The organism is Pseudomonas sp. BS3782 TE3695 (genome assembly GCF_050435305.1).
In the GTDB taxonomy this organism is placed as follows: Bacteria; Pseudomonadota; Gammaproteobacteria; order Pseudomonadales; family Pseudomonadaceae; genus Aquipseudomonas.
This window is the reverse complement of the sequence record NZ_JBNDKB010000001.1, coordinates 3,284,110-3,300,618: the sequence shown is the minus strand read 5'-3', so window position 1 is coordinate 3,300,618 and position 16,509 is coordinate 3,284,110. Positions and strand designations below refer to the sequence as shown.

General features: G+C 60.4%; 16 protein-coding genes and 1 pseudogene. 11 read left to right on the top strand and 6 right to left on the bottom strand.

The genetic code is table 11. From position 1 onward, the window contains the following. The first annotated feature begins 10 nt into the window (after positions 1-10). Both ABH909_RS15025 and ABH909_RS15020 read left to right on the top strand, forming a co-directional pair. Positions 11-751, top strand: coding sequence for a response regulator (locus tag ABH909_RS15025; RefSeq protein ID WP_429434396.1), 741 nt, complete (start codon positions 11-13; stop codon positions 749-751). Beyond that, entirely contained in the window at positions 748-2,058 is a 1,311-nt protein-coding gene (locus ABH909_RS15020; RefSeq protein WP_429434393.1) for an ATP-binding protein, read from the top strand. The genes ABH909_RS15025 and ABH909_RS15020 overlap by 4 nt, the downstream gene beginning before the upstream one ends. Positions 2,059-2,167: 109 nt before the next feature. Here the strand turns inward: ABH909_RS15020 and ABH909_RS15015 are convergent, their stop codons facing one another. Then, positions 2,168-2,932: an HvfC family RiPP maturation protein gene (locus tag ABH909_RS15015; RefSeq protein ID WP_429434391.1), complete on the bottom strand. Its 765-nt coding sequence runs from the start codon at positions 2,930-2,932 to the stop codon at positions 2,168-2,170. After that, a complete protein-coding gene (locus ABH909_RS15010; RefSeq protein ID WP_429434388.1) occupies positions 2,925-3,764 on the bottom strand; it encodes an HvfB family MNIO-type RiPP peptide maturase in 840 nt (279 codons plus the stop codon). The genes ABH909_RS15015 and ABH909_RS15010 overlap by 8 nt, the downstream gene beginning before the upstream one ends. Positions 3,765-4,061: 297 nt before the next feature. Here ABH909_RS15010 and ABH909_RS15005 point away from each other — a divergent pair, with 297 nt between their 5' ends. After that, positions 4,062-5,108, top strand: coding sequence for a class I SAM-dependent methyltransferase (locus tag ABH909_RS15005; protein ID WP_429439918.1), 1,047 nt, complete (start codon positions 4,062-4,064; stop codon positions 5,106-5,108). 144 nt (positions 5,109-5,252) lie between these two features. Here the strand turns inward: ABH909_RS15005 and ABH909_RS15000 are convergent, their stop codons facing one another. Then, positions 5,253-6,152 (bottom strand): LysR substrate-binding domain-containing protein, encoded by a 900-nt coding sequence (locus ABH909_RS15000; RefSeq protein WP_429434385.1) that lies wholly within the window; start codon positions 6,150-6,152, stop codon positions 5,253-5,255. A 249-nt stretch (positions 6,153-6,401) separates the two neighbouring features. Between ABH909_RS15000 and ABH909_RS14995 the strand changes: the two genes are divergently transcribed. From ABH909_RS14995 to ABH909_RS14985, 3 genes are read left to right on the top strand one after another with little or no spacing between them, the layout of a single operon-like run. Next, positions 6,402-7,100, top strand: a complete 699-nt coding sequence (locus ABH909_RS14995; protein WP_007896014.1) for a CoA transferase subunit A — start codon at positions 6,402-6,404, stop codon at positions 7,098-7,100. Positions 7,101-7,135: 35 nt separating this feature from the next. Next, a complete protein-coding gene (locus ABH909_RS14990) occupies positions 7,136-7,801 on the top strand; it encodes a CoA transferase subunit B (protein WP_063340276.1) in 666 nt (221 codons plus the stop codon). Between the two features lie 11 nt (positions 7,802-7,812). Next, positions 7,813-8,994: an acetyl-CoA C-acetyltransferase gene (locus ABH909_RS14985; RefSeq protein WP_429434382.1), complete on the top strand. Its 1,182-nt coding sequence runs from the start codon at positions 7,813-7,815 to the stop codon at positions 8,992-8,994. 230 nt (positions 8,995-9,224) lie between these two features. Here ABH909_RS14985 and ABH909_RS14980 read toward each other — a convergent pair whose 3' ends face one another. Beyond that, entirely contained in the window at positions 9,225-9,827 is a 603-nt protein-coding gene (locus tag ABH909_RS14980) for an NADPH-dependent F420 reductase (protein WP_429434380.1), read from the bottom strand. A 110-nt stretch (positions 9,828-9,937) separates the two neighbouring features. Between ABH909_RS14980 and ABH909_RS14975 the strand changes: the two genes are divergently transcribed. From ABH909_RS14975 to ABH909_RS14955, 5 genes and pseudogenes are all read left to right on the top strand, one after another. Next, a complete protein-coding gene (locus ABH909_RS14975) occupies positions 9,938-10,840 on the top strand; it encodes a LysR family transcriptional regulator (protein ID WP_429439915.1) in 903 nt (300 codons plus the stop codon). A 260-nt stretch (positions 10,841-11,100) separates the two neighbouring features. Continuing rightward, positions 11,101-11,449, top strand: a pseudogene (locus tag ABH909_RS14970) (hypothetical protein); the annotation flags it as partial. 170 nt (positions 11,450-11,619) lie between these two features. After that, positions 11,620-12,396 carry a helix-turn-helix domain-containing protein gene (locus ABH909_RS14965; RefSeq protein ID WP_429434377.1) on the top strand — a complete coding sequence of 259 codons (777 nt, stop codon included), beginning with the start codon at positions 11,620-11,622 and terminating at the stop codon, positions 12,394-12,396. A 103-nt stretch (positions 12,397-12,499) separates the two neighbouring features. Next, positions 12,500-13,414, top strand: a complete 915-nt coding sequence (gene yddG, locus ABH909_RS14960) for an aromatic amino acid exporter YddG (protein WP_429434374.1) — start codon at positions 12,500-12,502, stop codon at positions 13,412-13,414. A gap of 417 nt (positions 13,415-13,831) precedes the next feature. After that, entirely contained in the window at positions 13,832-14,419 is a 588-nt protein-coding gene (locus tag ABH909_RS14955) for a hypothetical protein (RefSeq protein ID WP_429434372.1), read from the top strand. Positions 14,420-14,430: 11 nt separating this feature from the next. On the opposite strand, the gene ABH909_RS14950 is transcribed toward ABH909_RS14955, so the two are convergent. Both ABH909_RS14950 and ABH909_RS14945 read right to left on the bottom strand, forming a co-directional pair. Then, positions 14,431-15,147 (bottom strand): alpha/beta hydrolase, encoded by a 717-nt coding sequence (locus tag ABH909_RS14950; protein WP_429434369.1) that lies wholly within the window; start codon positions 15,145-15,147, stop codon positions 14,431-14,433. A gap of 242 nt (positions 15,148-15,389) precedes the next feature. Then, the gene (locus ABH909_RS14945) at positions 15,390-16,169 is read right to left on the bottom strand and encodes an ABC transporter substrate-binding protein (RefSeq protein ID WP_429434366.1); all 780 of its coding nucleotides are present in this window, start codon (positions 16,167-16,169) and stop codon (positions 15,390-15,392) included. Between the last annotated feature and the right edge of the window lie 340 nt (positions 16,170-16,509).

Here is a 16,509-nt window from a genome sequence, read left to right as displayed (position 1 = left end):
CTTGGTCACCATGGAACACGTCGATCACATTCTCATCGTGGACGATGACCGCGAGATCCGGGAACTGGTAGGCAACTACCTGAAAAAGAACGGCCTGCGCACCACCGTGGTGGCGGATGGACGGCAGATGCGCTCGTTTCTGGAGTCCACGCCGGTGGATTTGATCGTGCTCGACATCATGATGCCAGGGGACGATGGCCTGGTTCTCTGCCGCGAACTCCGCGCCGGCAAACACAAGGCCACGCCAGTGCTGATGCTCACCGCTCGCAACGATGAAACCGACCGCATCATCGGCCTGGAAATGGGCGCCGACGATTACCTGGTCAAACCGTTCGCCGCCCGTGAATTGCTCGCCCGCATCAACGCCGTGCTGCGGCGCACGCGGATGCTGCCGCCGAACCTGATCATCACCGAAAGCGGTCGTCTGCTGGCGTTCGGTCGCTGGCGCCTGGACACCTCGGCCCGGCATCTGCTGGATCAGGACGGCACCATGGTCGCCCTCAGTGGCGCGGAGTATCGATTGCTGCGGGTGTTCCTCGATCATCCTCAGCGGGTGCTCAATCGCGACCAGTTGCTTAACCTGACCCAGGGCCGCGATGCCGATCTGTTCGACCGCTCGATCGATTTGCTGGTGAGCCGCTTGCGTCAGCGTCTGCTGGACGACGCCCGGGAACCGGCCTACATCAAGACCGTGCGCAGTGAAGGTTATGTGTTCTCCCTGGCGGTGGAAATCCTCGGTGCGCCGTCATGAACCTTGCGCTGCACTGGCCCCGCACACTGGCTTCGCGACTGTCGCTGATTTTCCTGTTCGGCCTGATCCTCGCTCAGGCGTTGTCCTTTGGTGCTCAGTACTATGAGCGTTATGAAAGTGCAAAAAATACGATGCTGGGCAATCTGGAAACCGATGTCTCGACCTCCATCGCCATCCTCAACCGCTTGCCCGCCGATGAGCGCCCGAACTGGCTACAGCGTCTGGAGCGCGCCAACTACAGCTATCTATTGAATGAAGGCTCGCCGGGCACGCCGATGGCAACCCGCGAAGTGCCGATTGCAGCGGCCTCGATTCAGGACGCCATCGGCCATGATTACCCACTGACCTTTACCGAGATTCCCGGCCCGAAAAAACACTTCCAGGCCCACCTGAAACTCAAGGACGGCAGCCCTGTCACTGTCGACGTGCGACCTTCGATGGTGCCGTTGTCGCGGTGGTTGCCAGCGGTGTTGCTGGGGCAACTGGCGCTGATGATTGCCTGCACCTGGCTGGCCGTGAGAATCGCCATCCGCCCGCTCACCCGCCTCGCCCAAGCGGTGGAAACCCTCGACCCCAACACCCACGCCGTACACCTGGATGAAAAAGGCCCGACCGAAGTCGCCTACGCTGCGCGGGCCTTCAATGCGATGCAGGCGCGCATTGCGGCTTATCTCAAGGAACGCATGCAGTTGTTGGCGGCGATTTCCCACGACCTGCAAACCCCGATAACCCGCATGAAACTGCGCGCCGAGTTCATGGATGACTCCAGCGAGAAAGATAAACTGTGGAACGACCTCGGCGAGATGGAACACCTGGTGCGCGAAGGCGTGGCCTATGCCCGCAGCATTCATGGTGCCACCGAGGAAAGCCGCCGCACCGATCTGGATTCATTCCTCGACAGCCTGGTGTTCGACTATCAGGACATGGGCAAAGACGTGCAGCTCGACGGCAAAAGCGCAGCCGTGATCAACACTCGGCCCCATGCCTTGCGACGGGTGCTGGTGAACCTGATAGACAACGCACTGAAATTCGCCGGCGCGGCAGAGCTGTGGGTGCAAACGCAGGCAGATGGCAGCCTGTCGGTAAAAGTGATGGACCGTGGACCGGGGATTGCCGAAGAGGAATTGGCGCAGGTGATGGAACCGTTCTACCGCGTGGAGAATTCACGTAATCGCAGTACGGGAGGGACCGGTTTGGGCTTGGCGATTGCGCAGCAGTTGGCCATCGCGATTGGCGGGTCGTTGAAATTGAGCAATCGCGAGGGTGGTGGGTTGTGTGCGGAGCTCAGGTTGCCGACACCTCACTAAACACCACGAATCCCTGTGGGAGCGGGCTTGCTCGCGAAGGCGTCGGGTCAGCCGACATCAATGTTGAATGACACACCGCTTTCGCGAGCAAGCCCGCTCCCACATTGGATCAGTGGTGTTTGATCGTTCCCAGAACCCCTTCCCCGTGCATCTGCTGCAATAACGCCAAGCCACTGTCGATGAACTCCGGCGATCCGACCATCCCCGCCTCCACCGCCAACCCTTCCAGCTGCGCCCGGCCACCGAGCCGGGGAAATTCCCCGATTCGCTGCAACAACCGCCACGCCAGCGGGCTCAGTTCGGAAAACCGTACCCCCCAGTCCTCGGCCCGACGAACCAACAGTAATGTCGGCTGAACGGGCGGCGTGGCCGGCCGGTAATCCGGCCCCACCAACTGCACCGGCCAGGCATACGCCAATGGCCAGGCCAGCGGTGAAACCTGCAACGGTCGGTCCAGCAGCAACCCGGCATCGCTGGCCGGCAACGGCTCGGCGTCGGATTGTTGCAGCGCCATCTCGACCCACTCGTAATGCGCCAGTTCGACCATGAATGGTGGCCACGGTCCATCGCTAAGCGCCTGTGGCTCAGAAGCGAGGAACTCGACAAATTCCTGGGCGATCTCGCCGAATTTTGGCGTGTGAGCGCGGTAGTCCCTCAGGAAGATCCGCACCAATGCACGCCAATGTTCATCGCCGAGCATCTTCACCAGCACCGGAAAAGTCCCGCTGAGCAACGACGACAGATTCGAAAACACCAGGTCGCGATAAACCTGCGCCCGTGCCACGTCCATCCCGGCGGGCGGTGCACAGTGTTCGGGGTCGCGCAGGTAGCGGGTCAATGTGTCTTGCTGTTGATACAAGCTCGGCTTATCCACGGTTCACCCCCTCACCTTGCAGGCGGCGAATGGTCTGCAATTCGTTCACCAACTCAGAGAACACCGGAAAATTGAAATCCCGTTCCAGCAGCGTCGGTTGCACACCGAACCGCGCATACGCCTTGGCCAGCAACGACCAGACCACCGGTTTGACCGAGGCGCCATGGGTGTCGATTTTCAGCGTGTCGGACTCATCAAAATGCCCCGCCACATGCATCGCGACCACCCTCCCCGCATCGATGCCGGCCAGAAAAGCCTGCGGATTGAAACCGTGGTTTATCGAGTTAACGTAGACATTGTTGACGTCCAGCAACAGGTCGCAATCGGCTTCACGCAACACTGCATTGGTGAAGGTCAGTTCGTCCATGTCCTGTTGTGGCGCGGCGTAGTAGGAGACGTTTTCCACCGCCAGGCGCCGACCGAGGATGTCCTGTGACTGGCGGATTCGGGCGGCGACGTGGCGCACCGTTTCTTCGGTAAATGGCAACGGCAGCAGATCGTAAAGATGCCCGTCATCGCTGCAGTAGCTCAGGTGTTCGCTGTACAGCGGCACCTTGTAGTGATCGAGGAAAACCCGCACCTCTTGCAGAAACCCGACGTCCAGCGGCGCCGGTCCGCCCAACGACAAGGACAAGCCGTGACAGGACAGCGGATAGCGCTCGGCCAAGGCGCGAAATGTCGCGCCATGAGCGCCGCCGATGCCGATCCAGTTTTCCGGCGCGACTTCCAGAAAGTCGAAAACGCCCACCGGGGCGGCTTGAAGATCTTTCATCAAACCGCGGCGCAAGCCTAACCCGACGCTCGTCTTCGCTGATGTGAGGGGAATCTGCATGGTGTCGATCTCATCCTGGGATCCGGTCTCCAGCGTCTGACAACTCAGTGCCGGCCGGCAGGCCCAGTCAAGCGCCGCGATGTGTCGGGTGTGTGTTCACCAACACCGCTCTTCTCAGGCCACTGTATCGGACAGGCAGTCAGATACAGTGGGATACACGAACTAGACTTATTGATTACCCCCGCAGGGGGACAGGACGCCGTTATCGTCCTGTTCATTCCCACGATCACCGCCCAAAGGTGCATGCCTCGACAAACAATGCCTCTGGACCCTGATCCTGCTGAAGGAGCACACATGATGGACGAGGCCAGACTCAATGATTTCATGGGCAAACTGGTGAACGACATGGGTGGCGCGGCGATGCTGGCCAACGTCATCCTCGGCGAAGAGCTCGGCCTGTATCGGGCCATGGCCGACAGTCAACCAGTCACCCCCGAAGCACTCGCCGAAAAGACCGGCTGCAACACCCGCCTGCTGCGTGAGTGGCTGAGCGCTCACGCCGCGTCGGGTTACATGGAACACCACGACGGCCAGTTCCGCCTGCCCGAAGAGCAAGCCCTGGCGCTGGCGATTGAAGATTCACCGGTCTATGTGGCCGGCGGTGTCGGCGTAGTTGCATCGTTTTTCCATGACAAGGACAAACTGGTCAATGCCATGCGCGGCAACGGCGCCCTGCCTTGGGGCGATCACCATCCGTGCATGTTCAGCGGCACCGAACGGTTCTTCCGCCCAGGGTACAAGGCGCATCTGGTCAACGAATGGCTACCGGCCCTTGATGGAGTGGTCGCCAAACTGGAAACCGGCGCCAAGGTGGCAGACATCGGCTGCGGCCACGGCGCCTCGACCGTGATCATGGCCCAGGCGTTTCCGAACTCACGGTTCGTCGGTTTCGATTACCATGCGCCATCGGTCACCGTCGCCACCCAGCGCGCCGAAGAAGGTGGCGTGTCCGGCCGGGCGCGGTTCTTCCAGGGCACCGCGAAAAGCTATCCGGGCGACGACTATGACCTGGTCTGCTACTTCGACTGCCTGCACGATATGGGTGACCCGGTCGGCGCCGCAAAGCACGCCTATGAATCGCTCAAACCCGACGGCTCGGTGCTACTGGTAGAGCCCTTCGCCAACGACACGCTCGACGCCAATACCACTCCGGTGGGACGACTGTTCTACGCCGCTTCAACCTTTGTCTGCACGCCCAATTCCCTGTCCCAGGAGGTCGGCCTCGGGCTCGGCGCCCAAGCGGGTGAGGCACGGTTGCGCAAGGTCTTCACCGAAGCGGGGTTCACCCAGTTCCGGCGAGCCACGGAAACGCCGTTCAACCTGATACTGGAGGCGCGTAAATAAGGACAGGCTGGTTTGCCCGGATGCAACTGACAAAACCGGACCCTGTGGGAGCGGGCTTGCTCGCGAAGGCGTAGTGCCAGGCGACATCGATGTTGACTGTACTGGCCCCTTCGCGAGCAAGCCCGCTCCCACAGGTGACCGTGTTCAGTGCATGGAGAGGCGCTCGCCAAGGTTTTCGGCCTTGAGAATATCGAACAGCGCCTGCGCCGCCGCCGACAGTTCATGCCCCGTCGTCAGCACCCCGATCGCCCGTTCCACCACCGGGTCGCGCAAGGTCATGCAGCGCGCGCCCAACTCGCGCATCTGCCCGGCGCACAAGGCCGGCACCGCACTGACGCCCAATCCGCTGGCGACCATCCGCCCGACCGTTGCCAATTGATGGCTTTCAAATTCCACCGGCAACTTCATGCCCCGCGCCTGCAAGTGCTCTTCGAGCATCACCCGCACCGTCGATGGTCGCTGCAAGGTAATGAACGGCTCCTTGAGCAACGTCTGCCAATCGATGTCGGCCAGTTCCGCCAGCGGTGAATCGAGGGGCACCACCGCCACAAACCGGTCGATGTACAACGGGGTAAATTCCAGCGACGAGCTCTGGGTCGGTTCAAACGCCACACCCAATTCCACCTGACGGTCGCGGACCATTTCCAGCACCTGCTCGTTGATCACGTCGTTCACCGTGACGTTGACCTTGGGGTAGCGCGCGCGAAAGGTCTTGAGGATCGGTGGCAGCAGGTTGCCAGCAAACGACGGCATCGCCGCCAGCGTCACGCGACCGCGCTGGAGGGTGAAGCGTTGCCGCAGTTCATCCTCGGCGTTGTCCCAGTCCGCGATCAACCGACGAGCCAGTGGCAGCAGCGATTCGCCTTCGGCGGTCAGCGCGACGTTGCGGGTATTGCGCGTGAACAGGCGCCCGCCCAAACCTTCCTCCAGCGCCTTGATGGTCAGGCTCAACGCCGACTGGGACAGGTGCAGCCGCTCGCACGCCACGGCAAAACTCAAACTCTGGGCCACGGCCAGGAAGGCTCGGATCTGTTTGACGGTCATGACCACGTTCTCCAACGGTAAGCACATCCAATGTAGGAGCTGCCGAAGGCTGCGATCTTTTGATCTTGATCTTCAGCGCCCTTGAAGATGCTGAAGATCAAAAGATCGCAGCCTTCGGCAGCCCCTACGCATTAGTGAGTTTTATCTATCAATCCACCTTAAAAATCAACTTAACAAATAAATCATCCAGCGAGACACTCCCTGCCCATCCGGCTAGCCAGCCGCCCACAAAGAATAAAAGAGGTGCATATGGCAGGGTTCGACAAGCGCGTGTATTCCTACGAGGAAGCGATGGCAGGTCTTGAAGACGGCATGACCGTGATCTCCGGCGGCTTCGGCCTGTGCGGGATTCCGGAAAACCTCATCGCCGAGATTCAGCACCGCGGCACGCGTGATCTCACCGTGGTCTCCAACAACTGCGGCGTCGACGGTTTCGGCCTCGGTGTGCTGCTGGTGGACCGGCAGATCCGCAAGGTGGTGGCCTCCTACGTCGGCGAAAACGCGCTGTTCGAAAAGCAACTGCTGAGCGGCGAAATCGAAGTGGTCCTGACCCCTCAAGGCACCCTCGCCGAGAAAATGCGCGCAGGGGGTGCCGGCATCCCTGCGTTCTTCACCGCCACTGGCGTCGGCACTCCGGTGGCCGACGGCAAGGAAGTCCGCGAATTCAAGGGCCGCCAGTACCTGATGGAAGAATCCATCACCGGTGACTTCGCCATCGTCAAAGGCTGGAAAGCCGACCATTTCGGAAACGTGGTCTATCGCCACACCGCCCAGAACTTCAACCCGCTCGCCGCCACCGCCGGCAAGATCACCGTGGTCGAAGTCGAAGAAATCGTCGAACCCGGCGAGCTGGACCCGTCGCAGATCCATACCCCTGGCATCTACGTCGATCGAGTCATTTGCGGCACGTTCGAGAAGCGCATCGAACAGCGCACCGTGCGTAAGTGATCCCCTGCCCCGGACCGAATGAAGGAATAACAACAATGGCACTTTCCCGCGAACAAATGGCTCAGCGCGTCGCCCGCGAAATGCAGGACGGCTACTACGTGAACCTCGGCATCGGCATCCCGACCCTGGTCGCCAACTACATCCCTGAAGGCATGGAAGTCATGCTGCAATCGGAAAACGGCCTGCTCGGCATGGGCGCCTTTCCGACCGACGCCGAAGTCGACGCCGACATGATCAACGCCGGCAAACAAACCGTGACCGCGCGCATCGGCGCATCGATTTTCTCGTCCGCCGAATCGTTCGCGATGATCCGCGGCGGCCACATCGACCTGACCGTGCTGGGCGCGTTTGAAGTGGACGTCGAAGGCAACATCGCCTCGTGGATGATCCCCGGCAAACTGGTCAAGGGCATGGGCGGCGCGATGGATCTGGTGGCCGGTGCGGACAACATCATTGTCACCATGACCCACGCCTCCAAGGACGGCGAGTCGAAGCTGCTGTCGCGTTGCAGCCTGCCGCTGACCGGCGCCGGTTGCATCAAACGCGTACTGACCGACCTGGCTTACCTGGAAATCAAGAACGGTGCGTTCATTCTCAAAGAACGCGCGCCGGGCGTCAGCGTCGAGGAAATCGTCGCCAAGACCGCTGGTAAACTGATCGTGCCTGACCACGTCCCGGAAATGCAGTTCGCTGCCCAGTGAGGAATTTTTCCATGCAAGAAGTCGTGATTGTTGCCGCCACTCGCACTGCCATCGGCAGCTTCCAGGGTTCGCTGGCGAATGTGTCTGCCGTTGATCTCGGCGCTGCGGTGATCCGCCAGTTGCTGGCGCAAACCGGGCTGGACCCGGCGCAGGTCGATGAAGTGATCATGGGCCAGGTATTGACCGCCGGTGCCGGCCAGAACCCGGCGCGTCAGGCGGCGATCAAGGCCGGCCTGCCCTTCGTCGTGCCGGCCATGACCCTGAACAAAGTCTGCGGCTCGGGCCTGAAAGCACTGCATCTGGCGGCGCAGGCGATTCGCTGCGGCGATGCCGAAGTGATCATCGCCGGCGGCCAGGAAAACATGAGCCTGGCCAATTACGTCATGCCGGGCGCCCGTACCGGTTTGCGCATGGGTCACGCGCAGATCGTCGACACGATGATCAGCGACGGTTTGTGGGATGCGTTCAACGATTACCACATGGGCATCACCGCCGAGAATCTGGCTGAGAAATACAGCCTGACCCGTGAACAGCAGGACGCCTTCGCTGCCGCCTCCCAGCAAAAAGCCGTGGCCGCCATCGAAGCCGGGCGGTTTGCCGATGAGATCACGCCGATCCTGATCCCACAGCGCAAGGGCGACCCGCTGTCCTTCGCCACCGATGAACAGCCTCGAGCCGGCACCACCGCCGACTCCCTGGGCAAACTGAAAGCGGCGTTCAAGAAGGACGGTTCGGTGACTGCCGGCAACGCTTCTTCGCTGAACGACGGTGCTGCGGCGGTGATCTTGATGAGTGCGGAGAAAGCCAAAGCGCTGGGGCTGCCAGTGCTGGCGAAGATCGCCGCTTATGCCAACGCGGGCGTCGACCCGGCGATCATGGGCATCGGCCCGGTGTCGGCCACTCGCCGTTGCCTGGATAAGGCCGGCTGGTCCATCGATCAACTGGACCTGGTCGAAGCCAACGAAGCCTTTGCCGCGCAATCTCTGGCTGTGGCCAAAGACCTGGAATGGGACCTGAACAAGGTCAACGTCAACGGCGGCGCCATTGCCCTGGGCCATCCGATCGGTGCGTCAGGTTGCCGGGTGCTGGTGACGTTGTTGCATGAAATGATCAAGCAGGACGCCAAAAAAGGCCTCGCCACCCTGTGCATCGGTGGTGGTCAGGGCGTGGCATTGGCGATCGAACGGGCATAAAGCGTTCAACAGACTGCACGGGGACCCACGAAGAACCGCCGCAGCCTGGCAAAACACCCGGTGCGATTCACATCGCACCGGGTCCTCTACATCACCGAAATGTGAAAGCCCTGTAGGAGCTGCCGAAGGCTGCGATCTTTTGATCCTGATCTTCTGCGGCCTCAAAAAACCCAAAAGCAAGATCAAAAGATCGCAGCCTTCGGCAGCTCCTACGGGGGATAGTCGTTGTGTCAGGCGAATTTCACCAGATTCAACGCAGGCAACGGTCCGCCCGGAAACTGCACCAGCCGCGCTCCGACACTCAGCTCGCCCAGATCAATCCCGAAGAACCCCAACCGCTCGATCAACGCCGCCACCTGGGCCTTGGCCTCGGCATCGTCACCCGAAAGAAAAAGTACCCGCCGACCGCCCTCCGCTTTCGGGTCGCTCTCAAGCAGATGCGCCTGCAGGTGATTGAACGCTTTGACGACCCGCGCACCGGGCACCCATTCAGCAAACACTTCGCTGGACGGACGGCCCTGCAAATCCACCGCTTTGAACGATGGCGCCTCGATCGAATTGTTCGCATCGATCACAACCCGCCCGCCGAAATCCGGCAGGCCCGCCAATGCCGTCGGTAACTTCGACCAGTTCACCGCGACCAGAACGATCGGCTGCGCAGCCGCTTCTTTTCGGGTGCCGGCCCGCGCTGTCGGCCCGAGTTCTTCTACCAGTGCGGCCAGGGTTTGCGGACCGCGGCTGTTGGCGATAACGATTTCAATGCCCTGACGGGATAACGCTTTGGCGAAGGCCGTGCCGATGGCGCCAGCGCCGATGATTCCGATTGTGCTCATGGTGTTCACTCCGTGGTGGGTTGATGGAGTGAATACTGCGCTTGCCATTACGACTTGATTAGACGGTAATAACTTGAATGATCTTCAAGCATTACTATCAGGTGTCTGAGATGGAAACCCTCGCCAACCTCGAATCTTTCGTGCGCAGTGCCGAAACCGGCAGCTTCTCCGCCGCGGCGCGGCTGCTCGCACTGACACCCGCCGCCGTCAGCCGCAACGTGGCGATGCTCGAACGCAACATCGGTGTGCGGCTATTTCAGCGCTCGACCCGCAAGTTGTCACTGACCGAAGCCGGGGAGCGTTTTCTGGCGAGTATCAGCGGCAATCTGCAAGGGTTGCAGGCGGCGATCAGTGCGGCGAGCAGTGATCGCGGGGAGCCGGTGGGCGTGCTCAAAGTCAGCCTGGCGCCGACTTTTGGCATCGGCCATGTATTGCCATTGTTGCCGGAGTTTCTGGCGCGTTACCCGCTGATTCGCCCCGAGTGGCATTTCGAAAATCGCCAGGTGGACCTGATCGCCGAAGGCTATGACGCGGCCATCGGTGGTGGTTTCGAACTGACGCCCGGAGTCGTCTCGCGGACGTTGGCGGCGGCACATGTGGTGGCAGTGGCTTCCCCGGCCTACATGGCCGGGCGCACGCCGCCCGACAACCCGGCGGACCTGGCTCGTTACAACGGGATTGTGATGCGCGGTGTGCGCACGGGGCGACTGCGTCACTGGGTCATGCGCGATGGCGCAGGCAATGAAGCCAGCGCCGAGATGAGTGAAAACATCGTGCTTAATGACCCGGCCGCCATGCGTGAAGCGGCCCTGCTCGGCCTCGGTGTGACGCTACTGGTATTGCCCGATGTCGCCGCCAATATTCAGCGTGGTGAACTGGTGCGTTTGCTGCCGGGTTGGCATGCCGACGCAGGGCCGATCTCGTTGTATTACCCGAGCCGCACCTTGATGCCGGCCAAGACCCGGGTGTTTATCGATTATCTGGTCGAGGTGTTTGGGCGGGAGACCGCGTAATCGTTCTTCGCGAGCAAGCCCGCTCCCACAGTTGATCGGGGTTGATCACACATTTTGTGATTGGCACAGTTCCAATGTGGGAGCGGGCTTGCTCGCGAAGAGGCCCGGCCAGGCAGAACACCTCCCGACTCAGAAACCGCCCTGAGCAATCCATCGCCCGCAATGCTAACGTGGCCGCCTCACACCGAATGGAGACGCGTGCGTGCTGATGCTCAAACTGCTGGTGATTCCGGGGTTTCTGTTGATGATTTCCCTGGCTCGGAGTCCTGCTCACCTTGGCTGTGACGTTGCTGGCCAGCACCGTCGGCGAACACTGAAAGCGGGCTGCTCGCGGTATTCCCGGTGCTGGGCAGTGTGATGGCCGTGTTTTCCCAGCAGACTCGCGGGCCGGCGTTTACCGCCGCGTTGCTCAGGGCAACGGCGACCGGGATGTATTCGTTTGCGGCGTTTTGTCTGGTGTTGGCGCTTGCGCTGCCGCAGTTTGGGCGGCAGGGGTTTGTTTTGGGCGTGGGAGTATCGATGGGAATGTTGTTGATCACGAAACGCTTGCTTTTGCGATCTGGAAACAATGCACCAGGAACACGAAAGCTGCGCAAGATGAATCGATAGCCTTGGCTTTTCAGCGGTTAGACATCACGCCGGCAAAAACCGCAGGCATTACGGCATGATGCGTCCCGTCCTTTCCCCATGAAGAGGCCGTTTTTCTTGAACGATTGCGAGGGTGGCACAGAGTTCGGTGACTCAGGCATGATGCGAACTTCAGCCAATGGAGAGGCGTAATGAGCAGCAACGATAGCCCATCGGTTTCACTGGCCCTGCGTTCGTATTCGGGTCAGGTCGAGCTGCATGATCACGACTTCCATCAAGTCGTGCTACCGCAGTCCGGCGCCATGGACATCGAGGTTGACGGCCAAGGCGGCAAAGTCGACTGGAGCCAGGGAGTGGTGATTCCCGCCGGTGCGCGTCATGCGTTTCTGGCGCAGAAGGCTAATACCTTTTTGGTGCTCGACGTGCCAGCGGCGCCTTTCGGCGGGCAGCAGAATATCGATTTGTCGAGCAGACTGCTGGTCGACAAACTCTTCTTCCCGGTGCGCCCGGAAATCCGCCATTTGCTCGATTACGCCGCCCGCAGCGCGCCGATGCTGATCAGCTCGCCCCAGGTGGCCGAATCCTGGAGCACGTTGCTGTTGTCCTCTCTGACGCGGCCCTCCAGAAACATCCTCGATCACAGCCCGTTCACGCTCGCCCGAGCCCTGGCCTGTATCGAAAGCAACCTGGACAGTGCGCTCACCGCCACGGACATCGCGCGGGCGGCCGGAACCAGCGAACGGCGCCTCTACGTGTTGTTCGATCAGCACTTGAAGACCACACCTTTCGCGCACATTGCGAGCTTGCGCCTGAACAGAGCCATCGAGCTGCTTTGCGAGACCGCGCTGTCGATCACCGAAATCGCTCATCGGGTCGGCTATGCCGATCAGAGTGCCCTCACCCATGCGCTGAAAAAGCACCGTGACCTCACCCCGGCCGCCGTCCGCAGAAGTTCGCGCTTGGCGTGAATCCGACAGGCCTGAACAAATCTTCAGCAGTTTCCGTCAATACCCTTCCCACCAGACCTTTCTATCATCGCCTCACTGACATGAAGAATCAGACGAGGCACAGATGAGCGAAGCGACGCAGACAACCAAAACACTTGGGTCCGCCAAGACCGCGACATCCGCCACTGCCGTCGGTGTGATCGCAGTGTTTCTATGGTCCTGCCTGGCGTTATTGACCACCCTTACCGAAGGCATTCCCCCCTTTCAGTTGCTGACCCTGAGCTTCGGCGTCGCGTTTGTGGCGAGTCTGTGCATTCTCGGGCGACGCGGTGTGGCAGGGTTTCGCAGCTGGAACCAGCCCTGGTCGGTCTGGGCGGTCGGTTTTCTCGGGATCTTCGTCTACCACGCGCTGTATTTTTTCGCCCTCAAAGCCGCTCCAGCCGCCGAGGCCAGCCTGATCGCCTACTTGTGGCCGCTGCTGATTGTGCTGTTCTCGGCCTTCACCGCCGGTGAACAGCTACGCAAACGCCAACTGCTCGGTGCGCTGCTGGGGCTGGCCGGGACCGCATTCATCATGCAGCAGCGTGCTTCGGCGGAAGTCGCCGACATGCCGGTGGCCGGCTACCTGGCCGCGTTCGCCTGCGCGTTGGTCTGGTCGTCCTACTCGGTCATCAACCGGCGCTTCAACGAAGTGCCAAGCAGCATCATCGGCGGCATCTGCGGCCTGGTCGCGGTGGCAGGTCTGGTCTGTCATCTGGCGTTTGAGACCTCGGTCACCCCCGACTCCGGCCAATGGGCGGCCATCGTCGGCCTCGGCCTGGGGCCAGTGGGGCTGGCGTTTTTTGCCTGGGATCACGCAACCAAACATGGCAGCCTGTCGATGCTCGGCGCACTGTCGTACCTCGCGCCACTGATCTCGACCCTGCTGTTGGTGGCCATCGGGCAAAGCCATGCCAGCCCGTTCCTGATTATTCCCGCCCTGCTGATTATCGTCGGCGCCGTTATCGCAACCTCGCGAACAGGTCAGCCCAAAGCCTGACATCAATGTTGTAAAGGAGCTGTGGAGATGGCGCAGGCATGGCTTATGCCAATCCCTTTATCGTCACGCGATTCCGGGCACTGAAATGTGGGAATACCAGCAGCAATACGTAGTCCGCCACTACGACAACGGCTGGTCTCATGAAAAAGCCACCATGGCCACGGAGAAGTGGAGCGCCGAAGACATCGAATAAGCCCGCATGGAACTGCTGGTGCGCGCCAACGGTGCCGATCGGGTCAGGGAGATGGTGCGGCGTGGGACGTGGCCGGTGGATGCTTGAGAGAGCGCTTGCCCCCTCGCCACAACCAACTCATTCGCCAGTACTGCGTAACCAGTCAGCACATTCGCGCTGGAGTGCTTCCTGACCTCCATGGGATGATCGCCGTCAAATCGCGGATTATCCCTTGGAGAGTTTGAATGTCATTGTTGAGTAAAAAAGCCGTTGTTCTGCTGCTGATGGCGGCTACCAGCCTGGGTGCCTTGAATGCGCAGGCGGCCAAGGCTACTGCCGGCGACAAAGCGCCGGCCCAGAAGGTCTCGATGCTCGGCGGCAAGTTTACCTTCACCCTGCCCAAGGGTTTCATCGCCAACCCGCTGCCCGCCGGCGATGCGGCCACCGGCACTGCCGGGGCGACGGGTACGATGTACACCAACCAGACCACCAAAACCGTGGTGATCGCCGCTGAAAACACCATCCCCGGCGGCGTCAACGTCAAGGACAATGACGGTGAGTTCCTCGACACCACCGTGTCCGCGTTCGCCACCGAGCAACGCAACGCCTTGCCGGATTTCAACAAAACCAGCGAGAAAAGCCTGACCCAGAAAGGCACGGGCCTGGGCCTTCGGCAGCTCGACAGCACCGCCACCCAGGGCGGCGGCATGACGCTGGACAGCACGTTGATGGCTGCTTCTGGCACACGCATGGCCATCGTTCAGATCATTTCCCGCCCCAACGACAAAACCGGCCATGAAACATTGGTCAAACAAATCGTCAGCGGCAAATAAACCCGACCGATTCAGGGATTGAGGCGCTGCAACCAGGCGCTCAAATCCTTTATCTCGAGGGCGCTGATGCTGTGACCGACACCCGGATAGGCATGAAACTCAGGCTTGAGTGACAAGCGCTGCAACAGGCTGTCGGCCTCTGTACCGTCGTTGTAGGGCAGGAGTGTGTCGGCGGTGCCATGACCGATGAAAATCGCCAGCTGCTGGCGTTTTTCATCCGGTTTGAGCTCGGATTCGAGAACAGGCAGAATTCGCCCGCTCAGTGCCGCAATTCCACCCACTGCGTCGGGATGACGCAACGCGACCTCATAGGAAATCATCGCGCCCTGGCTGAAACCCACCAGGAATACCTTGTCCGCTTCGGTATGATATTTCTTCGCCGCTTGTGCGACAAAATCCCTCAGCACCTGGCCGCTGGCCTTCAAGTCGGCCGTCTCACCGTCATAGGCCCCCTCGCCTTTCTGGCGAAACCACTGGTAACTGCCCTCCTCCAACGTCATCGGTGCCCGCACCGACAAATAGTTGTACTGCGGCGGCAATTGATCCTTGATGTCGAACAGGTCCTGCTCGTTACTGCCGTAACCGTGCAGGAAAATCACCAGAGGCTGGTAGCGGGATTCAGCGTGGGTCTGCTCCAGGTACTTGAGCGGCAGATCGGTGTGCAGCGGGGCTTGAGCGTGGACGGCGGCGGACGCCAGGAGCGTGAGCAGAGCGAGCAACTTCAACATAAACTTTCCTTCACAGCGCGCAGGATTCGGGGCAAAGCCTAACATCTTCCTGCCGACGCACCGTCTCCCTCCGATGCACCGTCCCCCCGTAGGAGCTGCCGAAGGCTGCGATCTTTTGATTTTGCTTTTTGAAACAAGATCAAAAGATCGCAGCCTGCGGCAGCTCCTACGGGAAATGCGTTTTTCAGGGCAATAAAAAAGTGGCCACCGCGTCAACAGTGGCCACTTTCTTCTACGGCGTATTAATGACCGTAAACGTCAAAGTTGAAGTACTTGTCCTGCACTTGCTTGTACTTGCCGTTGGCGCGGATTTCGGTGATGGCGGTGTTGAATTTGTCCGCCAGCTCTTTATCACCCTTGCGCACGGCGATGCCGGCACCGCCGCCGAAGTACTTGGCGTCTTCATAGGTCGGGCCTACGAAAGCGAAGCCTTTACCGGCGTCGGTTTTCAGGAAACCTTCATCCAGATTGACCGAGTCGGCCAGCATGGCGTCGAGGCGACCGGCGACCATGTCCAGGTTGGCTTCCTGCTGGGAAGCGTAACGCACCAGGTTGATACCGGCCGGTACCAGCACTTCCGTGGCGAAACGGTCATGGGTGCTGGCGCGCAACACACCGACTTTCTTGCCTTTGAGCTCGGTCAGCGGGTCCTTGACGTCGGTGCCTTCCTTCATCACGAAGCGCGCCGGAGTGTGGTAGTACTTGATGGTGAAATCGACGTTCTTCTTGCGGTCGTCAGTGATGGTCATGGACGACAGGATCGCGTCGATTTTCTTGACCTTCAGGGCCGGGATCAGGCCATCGAACTCTTGCTCGACCCAGGTGCACTTCACCTTCATCTGCTCACACAACGCATCGCCGATGTCCACGTCGAAACCGGTGAGTTTGCCGTCCGGGGTTTTCATCGAGAATGGCGGGTAGCCGGCTTCGATACCGAGGCGAATCGGCTTGGCGTCATCGGCCACGGCGGTCAGGGACAACATCGACAGTGCCAAGGCACCGAACATCACTCGCTTCTTCATTTATAACTCCTGTGTGCGGAGGCTTTTTATTGGCAGCTTTCGATTGGCATCTTTCGGTTAGTGAAAACCGAAGTGGCCGGCAGTCTAGAGCGGCTTCAGAAGGGCAAATTGTGTTTAGGCGACAAATACTTATAGAAAAACAGCCAAGGGATTCAAGGCACTTGAAGCGTGCGCCACGGTGGTGCATGGACTGTAGGACAAGCGACGCTTGAGCAGTGGTGAGCGGCGCGGACGGCGGTTTGAATCAAGATCAAAAGATCGCAGCCTTCGGCAGCTCCTACACAGAGGACGTACTGCCGTAACTTCACCGGCGCACTCGGTTTATGTAGGAGCTGGCGAA

Bases quoted from the DNA above. Each gene is read 5' to 3' on its own strand.
- ABH909_RS14990 (WP_063340276.1), top strand. From the start codon at position 7,136: ATGGCACTTTCCCGCGAACAAATGGCTCAGCGCGTCGCCCGCGAAATG.
- ABH909_RS14980 (WP_429434380.1), bottom strand. From the start codon at position 9,827: ATGAGCACAATCGGAATCATCGGCGCTGGCGCCATCGGCACGGCCTTC.
- ABH909_RS15025 (WP_429434396.1), top strand. From the start codon at position 11: ATGGAACACGTCGATCACATTCTCATCGTGGACGATGACCGCGAGATC.
- ABH909_RS14950 (WP_429434369.1), bottom strand. From the start codon at position 15,147: ATGTTGAAGTTGCTCGCTCTGCTCACGCTCCTGGCGTCCGCCGCCGTC.
- ABH909_RS14975 (WP_429439915.1), top strand. From the start codon at position 9,938: ATGGAAACCCTCGCCAACCTCGAATCTTTCGTGCGCAGTGCCGAAACC.
- ABH909_RS15000 (WP_429434385.1), bottom strand. From the start codon at position 6,152: ATGACCGTCAAACAGATCCGAGCCTTCCTGGCCGTGGCCCAGAGTTTG.
- ABH909_RS14985 (WP_429434382.1), top strand. From the start codon at position 7,813: ATGCAAGAAGTCGTGATTGTTGCCGCCACTCGCACTGCCATCGGCAGC.
- ABH909_RS14995 (WP_007896014.1), top strand. From the start codon at position 6,402: ATGGCAGGGTTCGACAAGCGCGTGTATTCCTACGAGGAAGCGATGGCA.
- ABH909_RS15010 (WP_429434388.1), bottom strand. From the start codon at position 3,764: ATGCAGATTCCCCTCACATCAGCGAAGACGAGCGTCGGGTTAGGCTTG.
- ABH909_RS15005 (WP_429439918.1), top strand. From the start codon at position 4,062: ATGGACGAGGCCAGACTCAATGATTTCATGGGCAAACTGGTGAACGAC.
- ABH909_RS14945 (WP_429434366.1), bottom strand. From the start codon at position 16,169: ATGAAGAAGCGAGTGATGTTCGGTGCCTTGGCACTGTCGATGTTGTCC.
- ABH909_RS14955 (WP_429434372.1), top strand. From the start codon at position 13,832: ATGTCATTGTTGAGTAAAAAAGCCGTTGTTCTGCTGCTGATGGCGGCT.
- ABH909_RS15020 (WP_429434393.1), top strand. From the start codon at position 748: ATGAACCTTGCGCTGCACTGGCCCCGCACACTGGCTTCGCGACTGTCG.
- yddG (WP_429434374.1), top strand. From the start codon at position 12,500: ATGAGCGAAGCGACGCAGACAACCAAAACACTTGGGTCCGCCAAGACC.
- ABH909_RS14965 (WP_429434377.1), top strand. From the start codon at position 11,620: ATGAGCAGCAACGATAGCCCATCGGTTTCACTGGCCCTGCGTTCGTAT.